The following is a 20,787-nucleotide window of genomic DNA, read 5'->3' as shown; positions in this document are numbered from 1 at the left end:
GCCCCGATCCACGTTCCCCAGTCAGCGCGATGTGATCAACGCTTCTCGATCGGCACGAACTCCAGGTTCTCAGGACCAGTGTAGTTGGCGCTCGGGCGGATGATCTTGTTATCGATGCGCTGCTCGATGATGTGCGCAGCCCAGCCCGACGTACGCGCGATCACGAACAGCGGCGTGAACATCGCGGTCGGCACGCCCATCATGTGGTAGCTCACGGCGCTGAACCAGTCCAGGTTCGGGAACATCTTCTTGATGTCCCACATCACCGTTTCCAGGCGCTCGGCGATGTCGAACATCTTCATCGAGCCGGCTTCCTTCGACAGTTCGCGCGCGGTGGCCTTGATCACCTGGTTGCGCGGGTCGGCGATGGTGTACACCGGATGGCCGAAGCCGATCACGACTTCCTTGTTTTCAACGCGGCGGCGGATATCCGCTTCGGCTTCGTCGGCGTTGTCGTAGCGCTTCTGGATCTCGAAGGCCACTTCATTGGCGCCGCCGTGCTTCGGGCCGCGCAGCGCGCCGATCGCGCCGCAGATGGCCGAGTGCATGTCCGAGCCCGTGCCGGCGATCACGCGGCCGGTGAAGGTCGATGCGTTGAACTCGTGCTCCGCGTACAGGATCATCGAGGTGTGCATCGCGCGTTCCCACTGGGCCGACGGCTTCTTGCCGTGCAGCAGGTGCAGGAAGTGGGCGCCGATGGAGTCATCATCGGTTTCGACTTCGATGCGGCGGCCGTTGTGGCTGAAGTGGTACCAGTACAGCAGCATCGAGCCCAGGCTGGCCATCAGCTGGTCGGCGATGTCGCGCGCGCCTGGGGTGTTGTGGTCGTCCTTCTCCGGCAGCACGGTGCCCAGCACCGACACGCCGGTGCGCATCACGTCCATCGGGTGGGCCGAGGCCGGCACGCATTCGAGCGCGGCCTTGACGTTGGCGGGCAGGCCGCGCAGCGACTTCAGCTTGGTCTTGTAGGCGGCCAGTTCGGCCTGGTTCGGCAGCTTGCCGTGGACCAGCAGGTGGGCGATTTCCTCGAACTCGCAGGCGTCGGCCACGTCCAGGATGTCATAGCCGCGGTAGTGCAGGTCGTTGCCGGTACGGCCGACCGTGCACAGGGCGGTGTTACCGGCGGTCACGCCCGACAGGGCAACGGACTTCTTGGGCTTCGGGGTGGCGATCGGTTGTGCTTCGGACATCAGGGTCTCCTTGTGAGGTACGGTTCGGCTGGCCTTACTTGGCCTTGCCCTGTGCAAACAGGGCGTCGAGTTTCTGTTCGTAGGCGTGGTAACCGATGCTCTCGTAGAGTTCCGAGCGCGTCTGCATGGTGTCGACCACGTTCTTCTGGGTGCCGTCGCGGCGGATGGCGGTGTAGACGTTCTCGGCGGCCTTGTTCATCGCGCGGAAGGCCGACAGCGGGTACAGGACCATCGACACGCCGGAGCCGGCCAGTTCGTCGGTGGTGAACAGCGGCGTGGCGCCGAATTCGGTGATGTTGGCCAGCACCGGCACCTTCACCGCATCCACGAACTTGCGGTACATGGCCAGGTCGGTCATGGCTTCCGGGAAGATCGCGTCGGCGCCTGCCTCGACGCACGCCACGGCGCGCTCGATGGCGCTGTCCAGGCCTTCCACGGCCAGCGCGTCGGTGCGCGCCATGATCACGAAGTTCTCGTCGATACGCGCATCGACGGCAGCCTTGATGCGGTCGACCATCTCGCCCTGCGTGACGATTTCCTTGTTCGGACGATGGCCGCAGCGCTTGGCGCCGACCTGGTCTTCAATATGCATGGCGCCGGCGCCGGCCTTGATCAGCGAGCGGGTGGTGCGGGCCACGTTGAAGGCCGACGAACCGAAGCCGGTGTCGACATCGACCAGCAGCGGCACATCGCATACGTCGCTGATGCGGCGCACGTCGATCAGCACGTCTTCCAGGCCCGAGATGCCCAGGTCGGGCAGGCCCAGCGAGCCCGCGGCCACGCCGCCGCCCGACAAGTAGATGGCGCGGTAGCCAGCGCGCTTGGCCAGCAGGGCGTGGTTGGCGTTGATGGTGCCCACCACTTGCAGCGGATGCTCTTCGGCCAGGGCCTGGCGGAAGCGGGCGCCGGCCGAGCGGGCCAGGTCGGATGCGGAATAGGTCATGGTGCGGTGTCTCGTTGTCAGGGGCAATGAAGGAACGGGACCAATAATGCAAGGGGTATGCCAGCCCTTCGGGCGAACTTGGTATGCGTTCTTAACCGACTGATTTTATGGATAATTTGCATACAAACGGTGGGCGCCCAAGACGCTGAAAGGCATTTCATTACACTGTTGCATTGCATGCATGGAATTCGAATTTCACGATTGAAATTCATATCCGCCGCGGGCACAATAGCAGCACTTTACCGTCGAAGCACCATGACACCCTCCGCCTCTCCTTCCGGCCTGCCGCGCATCTGGGCGCTGGGCATCAGCCGCCTGCAGCGCGCCTTCGCGGAACTGATTCCCGCCTATTCCCACCTGGCCGAGTTCCGCATCGTCGGCCGCGCCTACGACTCCGCGGCCGACGCCATTCGGCGCGAGGCGCGCGAAGGCAAGCTCGACGTCGTGGTCTCGGGCGGTTCCAATGGCGCCTACCTGCGCCAGCACGTGGATCTTCCGGTCGTGCTGGTCAAGGTGACCGGCTTCGACGTGATGAGCGCCTTGTCGACCGCTCGGCGCATCTCGCCCCATGTGGCGCTCGTGACGCACGCGTCCACGTACGCCGAGGTCGACGAATTCACGCGCGCGTTTTCTCTGTCGATCCCCGCGTATACCTATCTGACCGAGGACGATGCCACCGCGCGCGTGCAGACGCTCAAGCAGGAAGGCGTGAAAGTGGTGGTTGGCCCCGGCCTGGTGACCGACCTGGCGGACCGGCTCGGCCTGATCGGCGTGTTCCTGTACTCGGGCAATTCCGTGCGCATGGCGCTGGAGGATGCCATCGAGGCGGCACGCCTGCGGCGCATCGAGTCCGGGCGGCGCGACTATGTCAATAACATACTTGCGCACCTGAACGAGGGCGTGGCCGCGGTCGACGGCGAAGGCCGCATCCAGTCATTCAACCCGGCGATGGAGCGTTTCCTCGGCACACCGGCCGCGAGTGCGGTCGGACGCAAACTGCAGGCGCTGTCGCCCGGCCTGTCGCTGGATGACGTGATCCAGAGCGGCGCGAAGGAACTCGAGGCGATCCAGAAAGTGGGCGACCGCATGGTCGTGGTCAACCGCATCCCGCTCGTCAACGAGTCGGGCACCACGGGTGCGCTGCTGACCCTGCAGGACGCCACCGCCATCCAGCGCGTGGACCGCAACCTGCGCTCGCGCAGCCGCACGCGGCTGCCCGGGGTGCGCTACAGCCTGGAAGACCTCGCTGGCACCTCGGATGCCATGGCGCACTTGCGCGATCTGGCGCGGCGTTATGCGGCCGTCGATTCCACCGTGCTGATCGGCGGCGAGAGCGGCACCGGCAAGGAGGTGCTGGCGCAGGGCATGCACGACGCCAGCCCGCGCCGCGCGTTCCCGTTCGTGGCCGTCAACTGCGCGGCGTTCCCCGAGGCGCTGCTCGAAAGCGAATTGTTCGGCTACGAAGAGGGCGCGTTCACCGGCGCGCGGCGCGGCGGCAAGGCGGGCCTGTTCGAGTCGGCCCACAACGGCACGCTGTTCCTTGACGAGGTTGGCGACATGCCACTGGCGCTGCAGACGCGACTGCTGCGTGTGCTGCAGGAAAAGCAGGTGCTGCCGATCGGCGGGCTCGAGGCCGTGCCGGTCAACGTGCGCATCATCGCCGCCACGCACCGCGATCTCGCGCAGCGCGTACGCGAAGGCAGCTTCCGCCAGGACCTTTACTACCGGCTCAACATCCTGCGCATCGAGGTGCCGCCGCTGCGCGAGCGCGCCGGGGACTTGCCGGAACTGGCGGACTTGCTCTACCGGCGCGCGCTGGAACGTTTGGGGCTGGAGCATCAGGAGGGCCTGCCGGAAGTCGCTAGCCTGCGCCTGGCTGGCTACCACTGGCCCGGCAATATCCGTGAACTGGAAAACGTCACCGAGCGCATTGCCGTGCTCGTGGCGGGCCGCGCGCTGGAGCCCGCCGAACTGCAGCGCGAACTGCATGCCGCGGTGCCGGAATTGTTCGGCGATGATGTGGGGATAGCACCCGAGGCGCGGATTGTCGTCGACATCCCCGCGCAGGAAACCACGCGCGGTAGCCCTCAGCGCCGTGTCGGCCGCTCGCTGGCGGGTGTCGCGCAGGCGAGCGAGACCGAGCATATCCGCCGGGTGCTGGCCGAATGCGGTGGCGATCGCAATGCGGCCTGCCATATCCTTGGGATCAGCCCCACCACGCTGTGGCGGCGACTCAAGGCGGACTGAGGGCGAACTAAGGGCGAACTAAGGGCGAAATGAGGGCCCTAGCCCGCATGCGGCGACGCGTGCGTGAACGGCGCGGGGATCAGCCCCTTTCCGGCCAGCCACTCCTGATTGAACAGCCGCCCGAAGTAAAGATCGCCCCGGTCGCAGAGCAGGGTGACGATGCGATGGCCCGGGCCCATTTCGCGCGCCAGCGCGACGGCGGCCGCGACGTTGATGCCCGTCGAGCCGCCCAGGAACAGCCCTTCCTCGCGCAGCAGGCGGTAGACCATGTCGACGCAAGCCTGGTCGTCGATGCGCACGGCGTCGTCGATCACGGTGTCCTGCAGGTTCGCGGTGACACGGCTGGAACCGATGCCCTCGGTAATCGAATTGCCCTCTGACTTCAGTTCGCGGTGCTTGACGAAGTTGTAGAGGCTGCTGCCGCAGGGATCGGCGAGCACGATGCGCACGCGCGGATTGTGTTCCTTCAGGCAGCGCGAGATCCCTGCCAGCGAGCCGCCAGTACCGGTGGCACAGACGAAGGCGTCGAGGTGTCCGGCCGTGTCTTGCCAGATTTCCGGGCCGGTGGTTTCGTAGTGGGCCTGTCGATTGGCCACGTTGTCGAACTGGTTGGCCCAGATGGCGTTATCGGTCTGCGCCGCCAACCGGCCGGCAATCTTCTGGTAGTTGTCCGGGTCGGCGTACGGCTTGGCCGGGACCGCGCGCACCTCGGCGCCGAGCATGCTCAGGCGCGCCATCTTCTCGGGGGACTGGGTATCGGGAATGACCACGATGCAACGGTAGCCGCGCGCCGCGCAGATATGCGCCAGGCCGATGCCGGTATTGCCCGCGGTGCCTTCGACGACCGTGCCGCCGGGCCGCAGCGTGCCGCGGCGTTCGGCGTCGCGGATGATGTAGAGCGCGGCGCGGTCCTTGACCGAGCCGCCGGGATTCAGGAATTCAGCCTTGCCATAGATGTCGCAGCCGGTCTCGGCGCTCAACCCGCCGAGCCGGATCAGCGGCGTATGTCCGATCGTGCCGACAAAACCATCCCTGACATCCATGGCGCACTCCTGCCACGCCCCGCAAGGCATGGGGCGTCATCCAGAGTGATAGACCGGGCAGCGGAGATTGACAAGACAGGCGCCGGGCCGCGCCGTGGGAACCGTCAGGCAGCGTTCAGCCAGCGGAAGTCGAAATCGCCTTCGACCAGCTCCTGCCGCGTGGCGTGGAAGTCACGCATATATTCGCGGTTCAAGTGCGATTCCAGCGCGCCCTTGGAGTCCCAGACCATGTAGACCACGACGACCTGGGCATCCTCGGCGTCCTGTCCGACGTGGTAGTTCAGGCAGCCCGGCTCCGTCAACCCGCGCGAGCGCAGCGAATCGAGCTGGGAAACCAGAGCTTCGCGGCGATTGGTCTTGGCGCGGGCAATGCCGACTAGCGTGTACGTTCTGGACATGGGATGACCGGCGAGCGTCTGCGGGCGTCTGGTAAGCGATTGGCGGGCCATTGTAGCCGGGCCGGGCCGTGTGGGCGGAATGCCCGAGGAGCCCGTCTGGACATTGTCCGGTGGCTTGACAGCGGCGGCCGGCTCCGTTCCAGCTGCATATTTTCCTAAAGTCCTGGCTGCGGCTGCCGATATGGGCCGGGAACGAGGCACCATTTGACACGGGGCAATGCATGTTGAGACGAATCAAGGCGGAGCAACTGCAGGTCGGCATGTTCGTTGCCAAGCTGGGCGGACCCTGGCATGCGCGGGCATTCTCGCGATCGAAATTCCTGGTGACCAGCGAGGATCAGGTCGGCCAGATCCGGTCTTCGGGCGTGCAGGAGCTGTGGATCGACATCCTCAAGGGCCGCAACGCGCCAACGCCGCCGACGGCGCTGAACCCCTGGGAGACGCCAGAGCCGGAGCCGGATCCCGCGCCAGTCCCCGCCATCAGCCTGGAGGCCGAGTTCGGCCACGCGCGCGAGTTGCTGCAGTCGGGCAAGTCAGTGATCGGCTCGATGTTCACCGACGTGCGCATGGGGCGCGCGCTGGAGGTCGACGGCGCGCTGCTGCTGGTGGACTCGGCGTCGCAGTCGCTGTCGCGGCATTCGCAGGCGCTGATCGCACTGGCGCGGCTCAAGGCGCGCGATGACTACAGCTACATGCACGCGTTCGCCATGTGCGCGCTGATGGTCGCGGTCGGGCGGACCATGGAACTGCCGCCCGAAGAGGTCCGCGACCTGGGCCTGGCCGGCCTCGTGCACGACATCGGCAAGCTGACGCTGCCCGAGGCCGTGCTGCACAAGCCCGCTTCGCGCAAGCCCGGCGAGGACGAGGAGATCCGCCGCCATCCGTCGACGGGCTACCGCATCCTGAACGAAGCGCGCGTGAACGCCAACGTCGTGCTGGACGTCTGCGTGCACCACCACGAGCGCGTGGACGGACGCGGCTATCCGTTCGGGCTGATGGGGCGCGAACTGAGCGTCCACGCCAAGATCGCGGCCATCTGCGACACGTACGATTCCCTGACTTCCAGCCGCCCCGGCCACCAGGAATGGTCACCCGCGCGCGCCATGGAATACATGGCGGTACGCGTCGACACGCTGTTCGACCGCCGCGTGTTCAAGGCTTTTACGCGTACCGTGGGCATCTACCCGCTCGGCACGGTGCTGCGGCTGCGCTCGAACCGGCTGGCGGTAGTCTGCGCCCAGCATGAATCCGAGCCGCTGCAGCCGCGCGTGATGGCGTTCTACTCGGTGGCGGACTCGCGTGCGCTGCCGCCGCAGGTCATCGACCTGCGCCACAGCGACGACAGTGTGGTGGCCTTCGAAGACCCGGCCGACTGGGGCTATACCGACGAACAGCTGCTGGCGATGTACGCCGGGCAGGGGCAACCTGGCGCCGTGGAGGCAATCGCCACGGCGATGCCCGCCGCCTAGCCGGCAGGGGGCGAAGGAGGCTCGCCCGCGCGCTGCCGCCGCGTTTTTGTACACTGAGCGGCTGAGTGAACCGCCTTTTCGTGCCTTCATGGACTTCGATGCCCTGCCGGACCTGATCCAGCATTCCATGCCCACCCGTCCGTGGGCGCAGAACCTCGTCTACATGGCGATCCTCATCCTGGGTGCCACGGTGGCCCAGTGGCTGGTGGCCAAGGTGGTCTCGCGCGTGGCGCACCGGCTGCTGGTCATGGCCGGCAACGGCCGCTGGAGCAAGGGGCTCATGCGCCACCGGGTGTACCGGCGCTTCGGCTATGCCGTGTGGTTCGCGGTGATTACCGTGGGCGCCGACGAAGTGCCGAATATCGGCCGCTACGCGCAGGCCGTCGAACGGGTCACCCATGCGGGCACGTGGGTCTGCATCTTCATGATGATGATCGGCGCGCTGGGTGCCTGGCAGGACGTCTATGCCGGCAGCACGCGTGCGCAGACGCGCTCGATCAAGGGCTACGTGCAGGTGGGGCGGCTGGGCCTGTGGCTGGTGTGCGGCGTGCTGGTGCTATCGATCCTGATCGACCGCTCGCCGCTGTGGATGCTGTCAGGCATCGGCGCGCTGTCCGCGGTGCTGCTGCTGGTCTTCAAGGACACGCTGCTGTCGCTGGTGGCCAGCACGCAGCTGACCTCGAACGACATGCTGCGCATCGGCGACTGGATCGAGATGCCGCAATGCAATGCCGACGGCTACGTCAAGGACATCGCCCTGCATACGGTGAAGGTGCAGAACTGGGACAACACCGTGACCACGGTGCCGACCTATAAGCTGTTTTCGGAAAGCTACCGCAACTACCGCCAGATGTTCGAATCGGGCGCGCGCCGCATCAAGCGCACGCTGCGCCTCGACGCCGGCAGCGTGCGGTTCCTGAGCGACGACGAAGTCCATGCGCTGATGCGCTTCCGCTTGCTGCACGACTACCTGGAGCAGAAGCAGGCCGAGGTCGACGAGGCCAACCGGCGGCTGGTCGAAGCCGGCAGCGATGCGGTCAACCGCCGCCGCCTGACCAATATCGGCACCTTCCGCGCGTATGGCATCGCCTACCTCAAGGCGCACCCGGAGATCCACCAGGACCTGCTGCTCAACGTGCGCATGATGGAGTCCGATTCGCAGGGCATTCCCGTGGAGATCTACTGCTTCACGCGGCTCACTGGTTGGATGGACTACGAACGTATCCAGGGCGATATCTTCGATCACCTGCTGGCGATCCTGCCCGAGCTGAGCCTGCGGCTCTACCAGGCGCCTTCGGGCGCGGACCTGACTGGTGCGCGCGTCAACTCCGTGCTGGCCGCGGCGCAGGTCGCGGCAGCGCAAGTGGCGATACCCGAGAAGCAGGCATCGCCGATGCGGTAGCCTTCAGCCCGCCACGCGCGGCTTGACGCGTCCGGCCGCCTCCTTGGCGCGCTCGCGCGCGGTGTCGACATCGTCGGCATAGGCCAGCGCCACGCCCATGCGGCGCGTGGCGAAGCTTTCCGGCTTGCCGAACAGGCGGATCTCGGTCTGCGGCACGCGCAGCGCCTCCGCCACGCCGTCGAATACGACGCCCCGGGCCTCCACGCCGCCGTAGATCACGGCGCTGGCGCCGGGGCTCTTCAGCGCCGTGCTGACCGGCAGGCCCAGGATGGCGCGCGCGTGCAGCTCGAACTCGTTCTGCCATTGCGTGGCCATGGTGACCATGCCGGTATCGTGCGGGCGCGGGCTGACTTCGCTGAACCAGACCTGCTCGCCCTTGACAAACAGTTCCACGCCGAACAGGCCCTGGCCGCCGAGGTCCGACGTGACTGCGCGAGCAATGTGCTCGGCCTTTTCGAGCGCCGCCGGGTGCATCGGGTGCGGCTGCCAGCTTTCGACGTAATCGCCGCTGACCTGGACGTGGCCGATCGGCGCGCAGAAGTGGGTTTCGACCTGGCCATCGGCGCCGAGCGCGCGCACCGTCAGCAGGGTGATCTCGTAGTCGAAGTCGATGAAGCCTTCCACGATGATGCGGCCGTGGCTCACGCGGCCGCCGGCCATGGCGTACTCCCAAGCAGCCTTGACGCCTTCGGGGCCGTCGATCTTGCTCTGGCCTTTACCGGAACTGCTCATGACCGGCTTGACCACGCACGGGTAGCCGATGCCGCCATCGATGGCGGCCTGGAGTTCTTCGAGCGAATCGCAGAACTGGTACGGGCTGGTGGCCAGGCCCAGCGTTTCCGCGGCCAGACGGCGGATGCCCTCGCGGTCCATGGTGAGGCGCGCGGCTCGTGCGGTGGGAATCACGCGCACCACGCCGGCGGCTTCGAGCAACTCGAGCATCGGCGTGGCGATGGCCTCGATCTCGGGCACGACCATCTGCGGCTTTTCCGCTTCGATCAGCGCCTTGATCTGTTCCGGATCGCTCATCGCGATGGTGCGCGCATGGTGGGCGACCTGCTGGCCGGGGGCGTTCTCGTACCGATCCACGGCAATCGTTTCGATACCGAGGCGCTGCAGCGCAATCAGCACTTCCTTGCCGAGCTCGCCGGAGCCGAGCAGCATGACCTTGGTGGCCGAAGGGGAGAGGGGAGTTCCGAGGGTGGTCATGGGGCGTCGTGGCTCGCGAGGCGGGGAAAGCCGGCATTGTAGTGCAGGCCGGGGGCTGCAAGCCCGCGCATGAGCGCCGCCGCGGCGAGGCGGGTGCGCAGCGCGCCATGCGTTCACCCAGGCCGCGGCGGCCTGCGGGCGCACACGGCATTGAATTCACAATGTCGAAAAGTTTCATGACGGCATGGCGTCCCGGGGCAGCGTGCCGCGATACAGTCGGCAGCAATCACCAGAAGAAGGAGAAGCACGCATGCCCGCTCGTCGACTGGCCGCAATGCTTGCCGCCGCGCTCTGCGCCGCCGGCATGGTGCGTGCGGCGGCCGCCCAGGACAAGGCAGATGACGCCAACAAGAGCAACAACCCGCTGAACCTTGCCGCATCGTTCAACGTCCAGAACTACTACACGCCGCGGTTGTATGGCAGCAACGCGCATACCAACGATTTCCTGCTGCGGCCGACCATCCCGCTGGCGCCGGGCAGCCTGGTCGGCGTGCCGCAGATCGTGCGCGGCACCGTGCCGATCAGCACGCGGCCGCGCGTCGATGGCAGCTATGAAACCGGGCTGGGCGACATCAACCTGTTCGATATCTTCCTGCTTCGCGAGAGCGGCATGCAGCTTGGCGTCGGGCCGCTGCTGACCATTCCCACGGCCACAGATCCTAGCCTTGGCACGGGCAAGTGGCAGGCGGGCGTAGCCGGCGTCGCCGTGCATGCCACGCGCGCACGCCTGCTCGGCATGCTGCTGCAGTGGCAGCACTCGTTCGCTGGGCAGAGCAGCCGGCCGACCGTCCAGTCGCTGACAGCCCAGCCGTTCGTGATCGTCAACCTGCCCGAGGGCTGGTACCTGCGGTCCACGGGCATCTGGACTTTCGACCTGCAGCGCGACACGTTCTACATTCCGGCGGGCCTGGGTGCCGGCAAGGCATGGAAAGAGGGAACGACCATCTTCAATGCCTTCATCGAGCCGCAGTACACCGTTGCGCACCATGGCAGCGGCTTGCCCCAGTGGACGGTGTTCGCCGGCCTGAACATGACCTTCGGCAAATAGCCGGACAACGCCCGTACCAGCATGAAACCTCCACCAGGATCCGCCCGGAACACACTGGCCGCACTGCTGGCAGCACTGGGCCTGTCGGCATGGGGTGCGCACGCGCAGGAGGCGTCGCCCTCCGCACCGGCGCAAGACAAGCCCGCGCGCAGCCTGTCGTTCTTCGACCCCGAAGACGGCATGTTCGATGCGAGCGACTTCCTGCTCAATCACAAGGGCGCTCTGCCGGTCCCAACGATTATCACCGAGCCCGCGGTTGGCTATGGCTTTGGACTCGGGCTGGTGTTCTTCTCGGAATCCATGGCCGAGGCCGCGGCCAACGCGAGGGCATCCGGCAAGGGCCCCGCGCCGCCGAACATCACCGTCGTTGGCGGCGCCTACACGGAAAATGGCACCTGGGCGGCTGGGCTGGGCCATTTCCACACTTGGGACGGCGACCGCTACCGGTATCTTGGCGCGATTGCAAAGGTGGATGCCCAACTGGACTATTTCGGCCAGTTGAACCAGGCGCGCGCCTACGAATTGCAGGGCAATTTCCTTGTGCAGCAGTTCCTGGTGCGCATCGGCGACTCGCGCTGGTACGTGGGGCCACGCTACGTCATGTTCGATTCATCGGCCACGTTCAAGTTTGGCAACGCCACGGAGTTGGGGCCCATCGAGAAGGACCAGCGCATCGGCAAGGGCGGCATCGTCGTCGACTACGATTCGCGCGACAACATTTTCTATCCGAACCGCGGCAGCTATGCAGAACTGGAAGCACAGTTCGCGCGCGTGGGTTTCGGCAGCACGCAGACCTTCAATATGTACAACGCGCGCGGCTTCACCTGGCTGCCGCTGGCACGCACGCTGATCCTGGGCCTGCGCGCCGACACGCGCTTTTCCACCGGCGATGTCCCGTTCTACGCGCAGCCTTACGTCGATCTGCGCGGCGTGCAGAAGGGCCGCTACCAGGACCGCAATGCCGTCATGGCGGAAATGGAGCTGCGCTGGGATGTCACGCCGCGCTGGTCGGTGCTGGGCTTCACCGGTACTGGCAAGGCCTATGGGCGCTGGAATGACTTCTCCGATGCCAGCAACGTCTACAGCGTGGGGGCGGGCTTTCGCTACATGATCGCGCGCAAGCTCGGGGTATCGATGGGTATCGACGTCGCCCACAGCAAGGGGCAGAACGCCTTCTACATCCAGGTCGGCAGCGCGTGGCACTGAGCCGTCGCGGCGCGACGGCTCGGTGGCAGGCCTGATTCCGGGACTAAGTGGTGGCGAGTGCGGGCGGGCGGCGCTGCGTCGCCACGGCAAAGGCGATCTGCGCCACGCCCGCGGTCAGGCCAAGTCCCACGCCGACCTGCCACGCCAGCGTGTACGACCCCAGCGCGTCATACACCAGGCCACCACCGAATGCGCCGACAAAGCTGCCGATCTGGTGGCTGAAGAATGCCATGCCAGCGATCATGGCCTGCCAGCGCAGCCCGAAGGTCTCGCCGATCCAGCCTGCCACCAGCGGTGCCACGCCAAGCCACAGGAAACCCATCACGGCCGCGAACACCAGCGTGCTCGCCGGCGTGGGCGCCGACGAGAAATACCAGGTCAGCGCCAGCGAGCGGATGGTGTAGATGCAGCCCAGCAGCAGGAGCTTGTTGACGCGCCCGCCGGCCCAGCCGAAGAAGATGCTGCCCAGCACGTTGAAGCCGCCGATGACGCCAAGCGCCTTCGCGCTGAGCATCGGGTCCATGCCGCAGATATCGAGGTACGAGGGCAGGTGCGTGGTCAGGAAGACCAGCTGCATCCCGCACACGAAATAGGCCATCGCCATGACCAGGAACGGTACGTGGCGCAGGGCCGAGCCCAGCGCTTGCCGTGCGTTGCCCTGGTCCGCGCCTTGCGGCGTAGCGACAGGCAGGCGGTCCACGCGGCCGGCGAACCATGCAGCGGGCAGCATCACCAATGCCAGGACGACGAACGCCGCCACGCCGGTGCGCCAGCCGAACGACTGCGAGACCACCTGGCCAATCGGCGCGGCGATCAGCGCACCCAGCGAGCCGGCGCCTGACACGAGTCCCAGCACCGTGCTGCGCATGGCCGCCGGCACCGGCCGCGCCGCCACCGCCATGGAGATGGCGCTGCCCGTGCAAGCCATCGACGCACCAATGGCCACGCCCGCGCCGAGTGTCACACCGACCATTCCGTGCGAGGTGCACAGCAGCACCAGTCCGATCACATAGAGCAGCGAGCCAGTCATCATCAGCGGCCGGAAACCAACGCGCGCGGCCCACGCACCCGCGAGCGGCTGCAGCAGGCCCCAGGCCAGGTTCTGCACGGCAATGGCCACCGTGAAGTCGGACACCGAAATGCCGAGATCCTTTGTCAACGGCGGCATGAAAATGCCCAGGCTCTGGCGCAGGCCCATGGCCAGGCTCAGCATGACGGAAGCACCGATGAGGATGGGGAGCGCCGGGCGGAGCGCGTCGAAGCGGGATGGCACGGGGGATGTCTCGGGTCGTTATTGTTGTCCTGGTGACCCGCGCCGTTCCACATGAGGATTAAGCAGACGCTGAATTCACCGAGTGAAGCCAGCGTAGGGGCTGGCCGGACGGGTGTCAATGTGGCTGGCACCCGCCCGATGGCTCGCGGCAAATGTCCTGTGCGGCTATCGGCCAGGCCCGCGCAGACTTCGCTCGCGAGCGTCGCGAAGGTCCCTCAGTCGAGGCTGACTTTGGACGCCTTGATGGTCTCGCCCCAGCGCTTCACCTCGCTGTCGACGAGCGCGGCGAACTTCGGTTGTGGTTCGCCACCAGCGATGCCGCCCATCTCGCGGAACTTGGCGACGATCTCGGGATCTCGCATGGCCTTGACCAGCGCCTCCTGCAGCGCGGCAACGACCGCGGGCGGGGTCTTCGCCGGCGCGAAAACGCCAAGCCAGCCCATCACCACGAAATCCCTGATCCCGGCCTGTTCCATGGTCGGCACATCGGGCAGGCCGGGCAGGCGCTCGGCACTGGTGACGGCCAGCGCGCGCAGCTTGCCGGCGCGGATATGCGGCAATGCCTGCGTCATGTTGTCGAACATGAACGTCGTTTCGCCTGCGAGCAGCGAGGTGGTGGCCGGCGTGGACCCTTTGTACGGCACATGGATGACTTCAGTGCCGGTACGCAACCGGAACAGCTCCGAGGTCAGGTGCGTGGTCTGGCCGATGCCCGCCGAGGCATACGAATACTTCCCGGGCGACCTCTTCAACTGCGCGACCAGATCGGCCACGGTCTTGTACGGCGACTGCGCGTTGACGACCAGCACGTTCGGGAAGGAGATCATGTCCGTGAGCGGCACGAAATCCTGCGGCTTGTAGGTCAGTTTGCTGTAGGCGCTGTAATTGATGGCATGCGAGCCGGTGTTGCCGACCAGCAGCGTGTAGCCGTCGGCGGCCGCGCGCATGAATGTCTGCGTGCCGATGATGCCGCCGCTGCCGGGGCGGTTGTCTACCACGACGGGCTGGCCGAGCAGGACCGACAGCTTCTGCGCGACGAGGCGCGTCGGGATATCGGTGGTGCCGCCGGGCGCGCCGGGCACGATGATGGTGATGGGCTTTTCTGGCCACGCGGCATGGGCGACATGGGGCAGGGCGGCCGCGCCCAGCATGCCCGGAAGCATCAGCGCGGCGTAGGTCTTGAACAGCGGTTGTGGCAGCCGGATGGTCATGGTTGTCTCCTCCATGGTTTTGTGTGATGTGCTGCGGTGCTTCAAGGCGTGGATGGCAATGCGGCCGGCGCAAAGGCCGGCCGCACAGGCAAGGGTCAGTGCTTCATGCCGCTTACTTGCCGGTCCACACCGGCTTGCGCTTCTCCGCGAACGCTGCCGCGCCTTCGCGCGCATCGGCGGACGAGAACACCGGCGCGACGATCGGGCGCTGGCGCTCGAACATCTCGGCCGCCGACCAGTCGGCCGATTCGCTGACGATCTGCTTGCTGACCGCCACGGCCATCGGGCCATTGGCGCCGACTTCCCCGGCCAGCGCCAGCGCGGCTTCGAGCGCCTGGCCCGGCTCGGTCAGGCGATTGACCAGGCCGTAGGCATGCGCCTGCTCGGCGCCGAGCATATTGCCGGTCAGGGCGTATTCCATGGCGATGTGGTACGGCATGCGGCGCGGCAGGCGCATCAGGCCGCCAGCGGCGGCCGCCAGGCCGCGCTTGACTTCGGGCAGGCCGAACTTGGCGGACTTCGACGCCACGATCAGGTCGCAAGCCAGTGCCATTTCAAAGCCGCCGGCCAGGGCATAGCCTTCCACGGCGGCGATCAGCACCTTGCGCGGCGGCGCTTCGGTCAGCCCGCCGAAGCCGCGGCCCGGCAGGCTCGGGCGCTTGCCTGCCAGGAAACCCTTCAGGTCCATGCCGGAGCAGAAGGTGCCGCCCGCGCCGGTCAGGATGGCCACGCTCAGGTCGTCGCGCGACTCGAGCTGGTCGAGCGCGGCGGCCAATGCCGTCGCGGTCTCGAAGTCCATGGCGTTGCGCGCCTCGGGCCGGTTCATGGTGATCAGCAGGATGTTGCCGCGTGTTTCGAGTTGCAGCGTTTCGCTCATGCTTGTCCTTGTGTTCTTGGGATCGGTCGTGAAGAGATCAGCGGCTCAGCGCGGAGCCATGCGGATGGCGCCATCCAGGCGGATGGTTTCGCCGTTGAGCATGATGTTTTCGAGGATGTGCAGGGCGGTCGAGGCGTACTCGTCCGGCGCGCCCAGGCGCGCGGGGTGCGGCACCATGGCGCCGAGCGAGGTGCGCACGTTTTCCGGCAGCTTGGCCAGCAGCGGCGTGTCGAACAGGCCCGGGGCAATCGTGCAGACGCGGATGGCGCGTTGCGCCAGGTCACGCGCGGCCACCAGCGTCATGCCGACGATGCCGGCCTTGGCCGACGAATACGGAATCTGGCCGATCTGGCCTTCATAGGCAGCCACCGAAGCGGTCAGCACGCAGGCGCCGCGCTCGCCGTCCACGATTTCATTCTTCGCCATGCGCGCGGCACCGAGGCGCAGCGCATTGAAGGTGCCGATCAGGTTGATGCGCACCACCGATTCGTACTTCTCCAGCGAGCCCGGCGAACCGTCCTTCTCGACCACGCGCACAGCGGCGCCCAGGCCGGCGCAGTGCACCAGCGCGCGCAGCGGGCCGAGCGCTTCGGCTGCGTCATAGACCGCATTCATCTGCTCGGTGTCGCAGACATCGGCCTTGACGAAGCGCGCCTTGGGGCCGAGTTCGTCGACGGCGGCATGGCCACGTTCTTCGGACAGGTCGGCGATCACCACGCTCACGCCACGCTCGACAAGGCGGCGTGCGGTCGCCAGGCCCAGGCCGGACGCGCCGCCGGTCACGACGGCGGACATATCAGCGGTCAGTTTCATCTTGAGTCTCCGGTGCTATTCAGGAATTTGGGTGTTCGGGAAATACAGCGCAGGCCGGGTAAAATTCCGGCCCGCGCAAAAGCGTTACAGGCGTTCGATGATGGTCGCGTTGGCCATGCCGCCGGCCTCGCACATCGACTGCAGGCCGTAGCGGCCGCCGCTGTCTTCCAGCGCATGCAGCATGGTGGTCATCAGGCGCACGCCCGACGCCCCGAGCGGGTGGCCCAGCGCAATCGCGCCGCCACGCGGGTTCAGGCGCGCAGCGTCGGCGCCGAGCGCCTTCTGCCAGGCCAGCGGCACGCAGGCAAACGCCTCGTTGATTTCGTAGTGGTCGATCTGGTCCAGCTTCAGGCCGCTCTTCTTGATGGCGCGCTGGCTGGCGGGGATCGGTGCGGTCAGCATCATCACCGGATCGTCGCCGCACACATCGAAGGCCACGAAGCGCGCGCGCGGCTTCAGGCCCAGGCGCTGCGCCATCGATTCGCTCATCAGCAGCATGGCCGAGGCGCCGTCGCTGATCTGCGAGGCATTGCCCGCGGTCACGTTCCAGCCGATCTGCGGGAAACGCGCGCTCAGTTCATCATTGCGGAACGAGGCCTGCAGCGTGCCGAGTTTTTCAACCGTCGTGCCGGCGCGGATGGTCTCGTCATGCTCGATCACGCCGTTGGGCGTGACGATCGGCAGGATCTCGCGGCGGAACGCGCCGGCCTCGCGCGCGGCGGCGGCCAGTTCGTGCGAGCGGGCCGAGTAGCCGTCCATCTGTTCGCGCGACAGTTCGTACTTGGCGGCCACCAGTTCGGCGGCGACGCCCTGCGACACCAGGCCGGGCGCGTAGCGCGCTTCCATCGACGGGCCGTAGGGGTTCTGGCCGATACGCGCCGAACCCATCGGCACGCGGCTCATCGACTCGATGCCGCACGCGATCACGATGTCATAGGCGCCGGCCATGATGCCCTGCGCGGCGAAGTGCACGGCCTGCTGGCTGGAGCCGCACTTGCGGTCGATGGTGGTGGCCGGCACGTGGTCAGGGAAGCCAGCCGCCAGCCAGGCCACGCGGCCCGGGCCAGCGGACTGCTCGCCGGCCTGCGTGACGCAGCCCGTGATGACGTCGTCGACCAGGCCCGGGTCCAGCTTGTTGCGTTCCACCAAGCCCTTGAGCACTTGGGCCAGCAGTTCGGTGGCGTGCAGTTCGGTGAAAGCCGAACCCGGCTTGGAGCGGCCCATCGGGCTGCGGATGGCGTCAACGATGACGGCTTGTTGCATGGGGTTGTCTCCTGGAAAGCGAGTGACGAGGACGAATCGGATATTGAGGCGTCGGTACCCAAAAGTGATCGTCGGATACGATGATTTGGGATTCCGGCGTCGAAAATTCACCGCATGAAGTGACGGGGCCAGGTGCTCGCGGAGGCACGGCCGGAATGAGCCAACCGCCTGCGTCGATCAGGTGAGTTGATAACCGAGGCGGCCTGGCCGCCTCGCGACACATCAAACTCAGTTCCCCGTAAACACCGGCTTGCGCTTCTCCAAAAACGCCTGCACGGCTTCCCGGTGATCAGCGGTCTGGTGCGACAGCGCCTGGTAGCCGGCCGAAAGTTCCAGCAGCGTATCCAGCCGCGTCTGCATGCCTTCGCGCATCAGCCGCTTGGCCAGCTCGTACCAGGCCATCAACTACTTCCTGTCGGGCAAGGTCCCGCAGCGGATGGGCAATGCGCACTCGAACATGGTTCCGTACCAGGTGTTCCGCTGCAAGGAAGGCGATGTCATCGTGGCCGTCGGCAATGACGGCCAGTACCGCGCGCTGTGCAAGGTGATCGGGCGGCCCGACCTGGCCGAAGACGAGCGCTTCTCCACGGCCGGGAACCGCAACCGCAACCGCGAGATGCTGATCCCGCAGGTGGCCGAGGCCATGCTCGCGCGCACCATGACCGAATGGGTCGAGCTGCTGGAAGCCGCCAACGTGCCGTGCGGCCCGATCTACAACATGCAGCAGGTGTTCGAAGACCCGCAGGTGCGCCATCGCGAAATGCAGGTGTCGCTGCCGCACAGTGCCGGCGTCAACGCGCCCGGGCTGGCCAATCCGATCCGGCTGTCGGATACGCCGATCCGCTACCAGCATTCCGCGCCGACGCTGGGCGAGCACACCGACGAAGTCCTTGAGGGACTGGGCTACGACGCGGCGCGCATCGCAGCGCTGCGCAAGGACGGCGTGTTGTAGGGCCAGCCGATGGTCGCTGCAAACCAGATACCAACCAGGAGGAGACAGCAGTGAAGACCAGATTCCCGTTGCGCCTTGCAGCCGCCGTTGCGGCAGCCGTCCTAGGCGTCATGGCTACGCCAGCAGGTGCGCAGACACGCGCGCAGCCGATTCGCTTTGTCGTGCCTTATCCGCCCGGCGGCGCGGCGGACCAGATCACGCGCCTGGTGGCACAGCAGGCCAGCGTCACGCTGGGCACGCCCATCGTGATTGACAACAAGGGTGGGGCTGGCGGCATCATCGCCGCCGAGACCGTGGCGCGGGCCGAGCCCGACGGCAAGACCTTCCTGGTGGGCTCCAATGCGCCGCTGGTCATCAACAGCGCGCTCTACGCCACGCTGCCGTACGACCCGGTCAAGGACTTCAAGCCGGTGGCGGGCATGGGCAAGTCGCCGCTGCTGCTGGTCACGCGGCAGGATCTGCAAGTCAAGTCCGTGAAGGACCTGGTGGCGCTGGGCAAGCAGTCGCCCGGCAAGCTCGCCATGGGTTCGGCCAGCAGCGGCAATATCACGCATCTGGCCGGCGAATACGCGGCATCGCAGCTTGGCTTCAAGGTCACGCACGTGCCGTTCGCGGGCAGCGCGCCAGCCATCATCAGCCTGATGGGCAAGAACATCGACATCATGTTCGACGCCTTGCCGTCATCGATGCAGCAGGCGAAGAGCGGCAAGCTGCATGCGCTGGCGATCCTGGACCGCAGCCGCTTTCCGCTGCTGCCCGATGTGCCCACCATGCAGGAGCTGGGCTATCCCGGGCTGGAGGCCAGCGCATGGTTCGGCGTCGTGGCACCCGCGCGAACGCCTGATACGGTGGTGGCGGGGCTGAACCGTGCCATCAACGACGCGCTGAAGCAGCAGGACCTGCAGGACAAGCTGCACGCGATCGGCGCGCAGCCGATGCCGGGTTCGGCGGAGGCGTTCGGCCAGTTCGTGCGTGATGAGCGCGCGCGGTGGATTCCGCTGGCGAAGACGCTGGGGGTGAAGGCGGATTAGGAGAGGGATAGGCCGGGCGCTTGTTTTCTCCACTCTCCCTTTTGGAGAGGGGCGGGGGAGAGGGCAGCGTCTCAACGAAGTGAATCGTCGTCGTGCTTGCCAAAGTCCCGCCCTCTTCCTCAACCCGTCTCCCGCAAGCGTGAGAGGGGAGCAAACCGGCGGTCAGTCCTCCGCCACGAACCCCGTCGCCTCCACGATCGGCCGCCACGCGGCGCGCTCCATCTGGATGCGATGCCGCGCTTCCTGCCCGGGCCTGGCCACCACCTCGAGCCCGAGCGCTTCCAGCTTCGCCGCGGTGGACGGGTTCGCCGACGCGGCCAGGAACATCTTCTCCACTTTGGCCAGTACATCCGGCTGCGTGCCGGCGGGCACGAACACACCGTACCAGCTCGTGGCGTAGTCATACTGGCTGAAGCCCTGTTCCTTCATGGTGGGCACGTCGGGCAGCGCCTTGGCGCGCCGCGTGCCGCTCACGCCCAGGAACTGCAGCTTGCCGCCCTTGTAGAGCGGCATCATGCTGGCCACCGCATCCCAGCCGATCGACACATTGCCGCTGATCACGTCGACCAGCATCGGCGATGCGCCGCGATAGGCGGCCGGCGTAATGGCGACGCCGGCGGTCTTGCCCAGCGCGACCGTACCGAGATGGCCCGCGCTGCCGATCGTGGCCAGGCCCAGGCTGGCCTTGTCCGGATTGCGGCGCGCCCAGTCCATGTACTCCTTCATGTTCTTGTAGGGCTGCTGCACGCCGGCGGCGACGACCGTTGGCACGTCGGTCAGCACGGCGGCCGGGACCAGGTCCTTGTCGGCGTCATACGACAGCTTCTTGTAGGTCAGCGGGAAAATGGTGAAGAGCGGCGACGGGCCGATGAACACGGTCTTGCCATCGGGCTTCGAGCGCTTGACGTAGTCCAGCGCCAGCCGCGCCGAGGCGCCGGGGCGGTTTTCCACGATGACCGTGCCGTGGCCATCCTGGCGCAACTGCTCGGCATAGATGCGCGCCAGGCTGTCGGCTGCGCCGCCCGGCGCGTAGCCGACGATGATGTGCATGGGCTCGGCACTGTCCGCGGCGAATGCGGTAGCGGCGGGAACGGCCATGGCGATGGCGGACATCGCAAGAACGGAGAGCGAGAACTTGCGGCGTGAGGCTTGGTACATGGCAGTGGGGCTGGCTGGCGAAGCGTTGAGAGCAGGAGACACGGCGGAAAGGCG

General features: G+C 66.7%; 17 protein-coding genes and 2 pseudogenes. 7 read left to right on the top strand and 12 right to left on the bottom strand.

All coding sequences use genetic code 11. The features are described 5' to 3' along the window. Positions 1–35: 35 nt before the first annotated feature. The gene (gene prpC, locus ACIGJB_RS08560; protein WP_483729461.1) at positions 36–1,190 is read right to left on the bottom strand and encodes a bifunctional 2-methylcitrate synthase/citrate synthase; all 1,155 of its coding nucleotides are present in this window, start codon (positions 1,188–1,190) and stop codon (positions 36–38) included. 34 nt (positions 1,191–1,224) lie between these two features. Then, positions 1,225–2,133, bottom strand: a complete 909-nt coding sequence (prpB, locus tag ACIGJB_RS08555; protein WP_483729460.1) for a methylisocitrate lyase — start codon at positions 2,131–2,133, stop codon at positions 1,225–1,227. Between the two features lie 255 nt (positions 2,134–2,388). On the opposite strand from prpB, the gene prpR reads away from it, so the two are divergent. Continuing rightward, positions 2,389–4,380, top strand: coding sequence for a propionate catabolism operon regulatory protein PrpR (prpR, locus tag ACIGJB_RS08550; RefSeq protein ID WP_483729459.1), 1,992 nt, complete (start codon positions 2,389–2,391; stop codon positions 4,378–4,380). 38 nt (positions 4,381–4,418) lie between these two features. Here prpR and ACIGJB_RS08545 read toward each other — a convergent pair whose 3' ends face one another. Together ACIGJB_RS08545 and ACIGJB_RS08540 are read right to left on the bottom strand one after the other, a co-directional pair. Next, positions 4,419–5,423 (bottom strand): cysteine synthase A, encoded by a 1,005-nt coding sequence (locus ACIGJB_RS08545; RefSeq protein ID WP_483729458.1) that lies wholly within the window; start codon positions 5,421–5,423, stop codon positions 4,419–4,421. A gap of 104 nt (positions 5,424–5,527) precedes the next feature. Then, positions 5,528–5,821, bottom strand: coding sequence for a putative quinol monooxygenase (locus ACIGJB_RS08540; RefSeq protein ID WP_483729457.1), 294 nt, complete (start codon positions 5,819–5,821; stop codon positions 5,528–5,530). A 221-nt stretch (positions 5,822–6,042) separates the two neighbouring features. Between ACIGJB_RS08540 and ACIGJB_RS08535 the strand changes: the two genes are divergently transcribed. Both ACIGJB_RS08535 and ACIGJB_RS08530 read left to right on the top strand, forming a co-directional pair. Further along, positions 6,043–7,290 (top strand): cyclic di-GMP phosphodiesterase, encoded by a 1,248-nt coding sequence (locus tag ACIGJB_RS08535; protein ID WP_483729456.1) that lies wholly within the window; start codon positions 6,043–6,045, stop codon positions 7,288–7,290. 88 nt (positions 7,291–7,378) lie between these two features. Continuing rightward, on the top strand, positions 7,379–8,692 hold the full coding sequence (locus ACIGJB_RS08530) for a mechanosensitive ion channel family protein (protein ID WP_483729455.1): 1,314 nt from the start codon (positions 7,379–7,381) through the stop codon (positions 8,690–8,692). A 3-nt stretch (positions 8,693–8,695) separates the two neighbouring features. Here the strand turns inward: ACIGJB_RS08530 and purT are convergent, their stop codons facing one another. Further along, positions 8,696–9,901, bottom strand: coding sequence for a formate-dependent phosphoribosylglycinamide formyltransferase (gene purT / locus ACIGJB_RS08525; RefSeq protein WP_483729454.1), 1,206 nt, complete (start codon positions 9,899–9,901; stop codon positions 8,696–8,698). Between the two features lie 250 nt (positions 9,902–10,151). Between purT and ACIGJB_RS08520 the strand changes: the two genes are divergently transcribed. Together ACIGJB_RS08520 and ACIGJB_RS08515 are read left to right on the top strand one after the other, a co-directional pair. Continuing rightward, positions 10,152–10,949 (top strand): hypothetical protein, encoded by a 798-nt coding sequence (locus ACIGJB_RS08520; protein WP_483729453.1) that lies wholly within the window; start codon positions 10,152–10,154, stop codon positions 10,947–10,949. Between the two features lie 21 nt (positions 10,950–10,970). After that, on the top strand, positions 10,971–12,155 hold the full coding sequence (locus ACIGJB_RS08515; protein ID WP_483729452.1) for a BamA/TamA family outer membrane protein: 1,185 nt from the start codon (positions 10,971–10,973) through the stop codon (positions 12,153–12,155). 43 nt (positions 12,156–12,198) lie between these two features. On the opposite strand, the gene ACIGJB_RS08510 is transcribed toward ACIGJB_RS08515, so the two are convergent. From ACIGJB_RS08510 to ACIGJB_RS08485, 6 genes and pseudogenes are all read right to left on the bottom strand, one after another. Then, positions 12,199–13,368, bottom strand: a complete 1,170-nt coding sequence (locus tag ACIGJB_RS08510; RefSeq protein ID WP_483732288.1) for an MFS transporter — start codon at positions 13,366–13,368, stop codon at positions 12,199–12,201. A gap of 275 nt (positions 13,369–13,643) precedes the next feature. After that, entirely contained in the window at positions 13,644–14,639 is a 996-nt protein-coding gene (locus ACIGJB_RS08505; protein ID WP_483729451.1) for a Bug family tripartite tricarboxylate transporter substrate binding protein, read from the bottom strand. Positions 14,640–14,751: 112 nt separating this feature from the next. Beyond that, positions 14,752–15,516 (bottom strand): crotonase/enoyl-CoA hydratase family protein, encoded by a 765-nt coding sequence (locus tag ACIGJB_RS08500; RefSeq protein WP_483729450.1) that lies wholly within the window; start codon positions 15,514–15,516, stop codon positions 14,752–14,754. A 45-nt stretch (positions 15,517–15,561) separates the two neighbouring features. Continuing rightward, the gene (locus tag ACIGJB_RS08495) at positions 15,562–16,329 is read right to left on the bottom strand and encodes an SDR family NAD(P)-dependent oxidoreductase (protein WP_483729449.1); all 768 of its coding nucleotides are present in this window, start codon (positions 16,327–16,329) and stop codon (positions 15,562–15,564) included. 84 nt (positions 16,330–16,413) lie between these two features. Next, positions 16,414–17,592, bottom strand: a complete 1,179-nt coding sequence (locus ACIGJB_RS08490; protein WP_483729448.1) for a thiolase family protein — start codon at positions 17,590–17,592, stop codon at positions 16,414–16,416. 228 nt (positions 17,593–17,820) lie between these two features. Continuing rightward, positions 17,821–17,979, bottom strand: a pseudogene (locus ACIGJB_RS08485) (enoyl-CoA hydratase); the annotation flags it as partial. On the opposite strand from ACIGJB_RS08485, the pseudogene ACIGJB_RS08480 reads away from it, so the two are divergent. Both ACIGJB_RS08480 and ACIGJB_RS08475 read left to right on the top strand, forming a co-directional pair. After that, positions 17,978–18,544 (top strand): annotated as a pseudogene (locus ACIGJB_RS08480) (CaiB/BaiF CoA transferase family protein); the annotation flags it as partial. The pseudogenes ACIGJB_RS08485 and ACIGJB_RS08480 overlap by 2 nt on opposite strands. Positions 18,545–18,654: 110 nt before the next feature. Further along, positions 18,655–19,575: a Bug family tripartite tricarboxylate transporter substrate binding protein gene (locus ACIGJB_RS08475; protein ID WP_483732287.1), complete on the top strand. Its 921-nt coding sequence runs from the start codon at positions 18,655–18,657 to the stop codon at positions 19,573–19,575. 162 nt (positions 19,576–19,737) lie between these two features. Here ACIGJB_RS08475 and ACIGJB_RS08470 read toward each other — a convergent pair whose 3' ends face one another. After that, positions 19,738–20,733: a Bug family tripartite tricarboxylate transporter substrate binding protein gene (locus ACIGJB_RS08470; RefSeq protein ID WP_483729447.1), complete on the bottom strand. Its 996-nt coding sequence runs from the start codon at positions 20,731–20,733 to the stop codon at positions 19,738–19,740. Between the last annotated feature and the right edge of the window lie 54 nt (positions 20,734–20,787).

It is taken from the genome of Cupriavidus sp. C2SS-8b, from assembly GCF_057073745.1.
The sequence above is the reverse complement of the archived record's forward strand: the minus strand, read 5'-3'. Positions and strand labels throughout refer to the sequence as shown.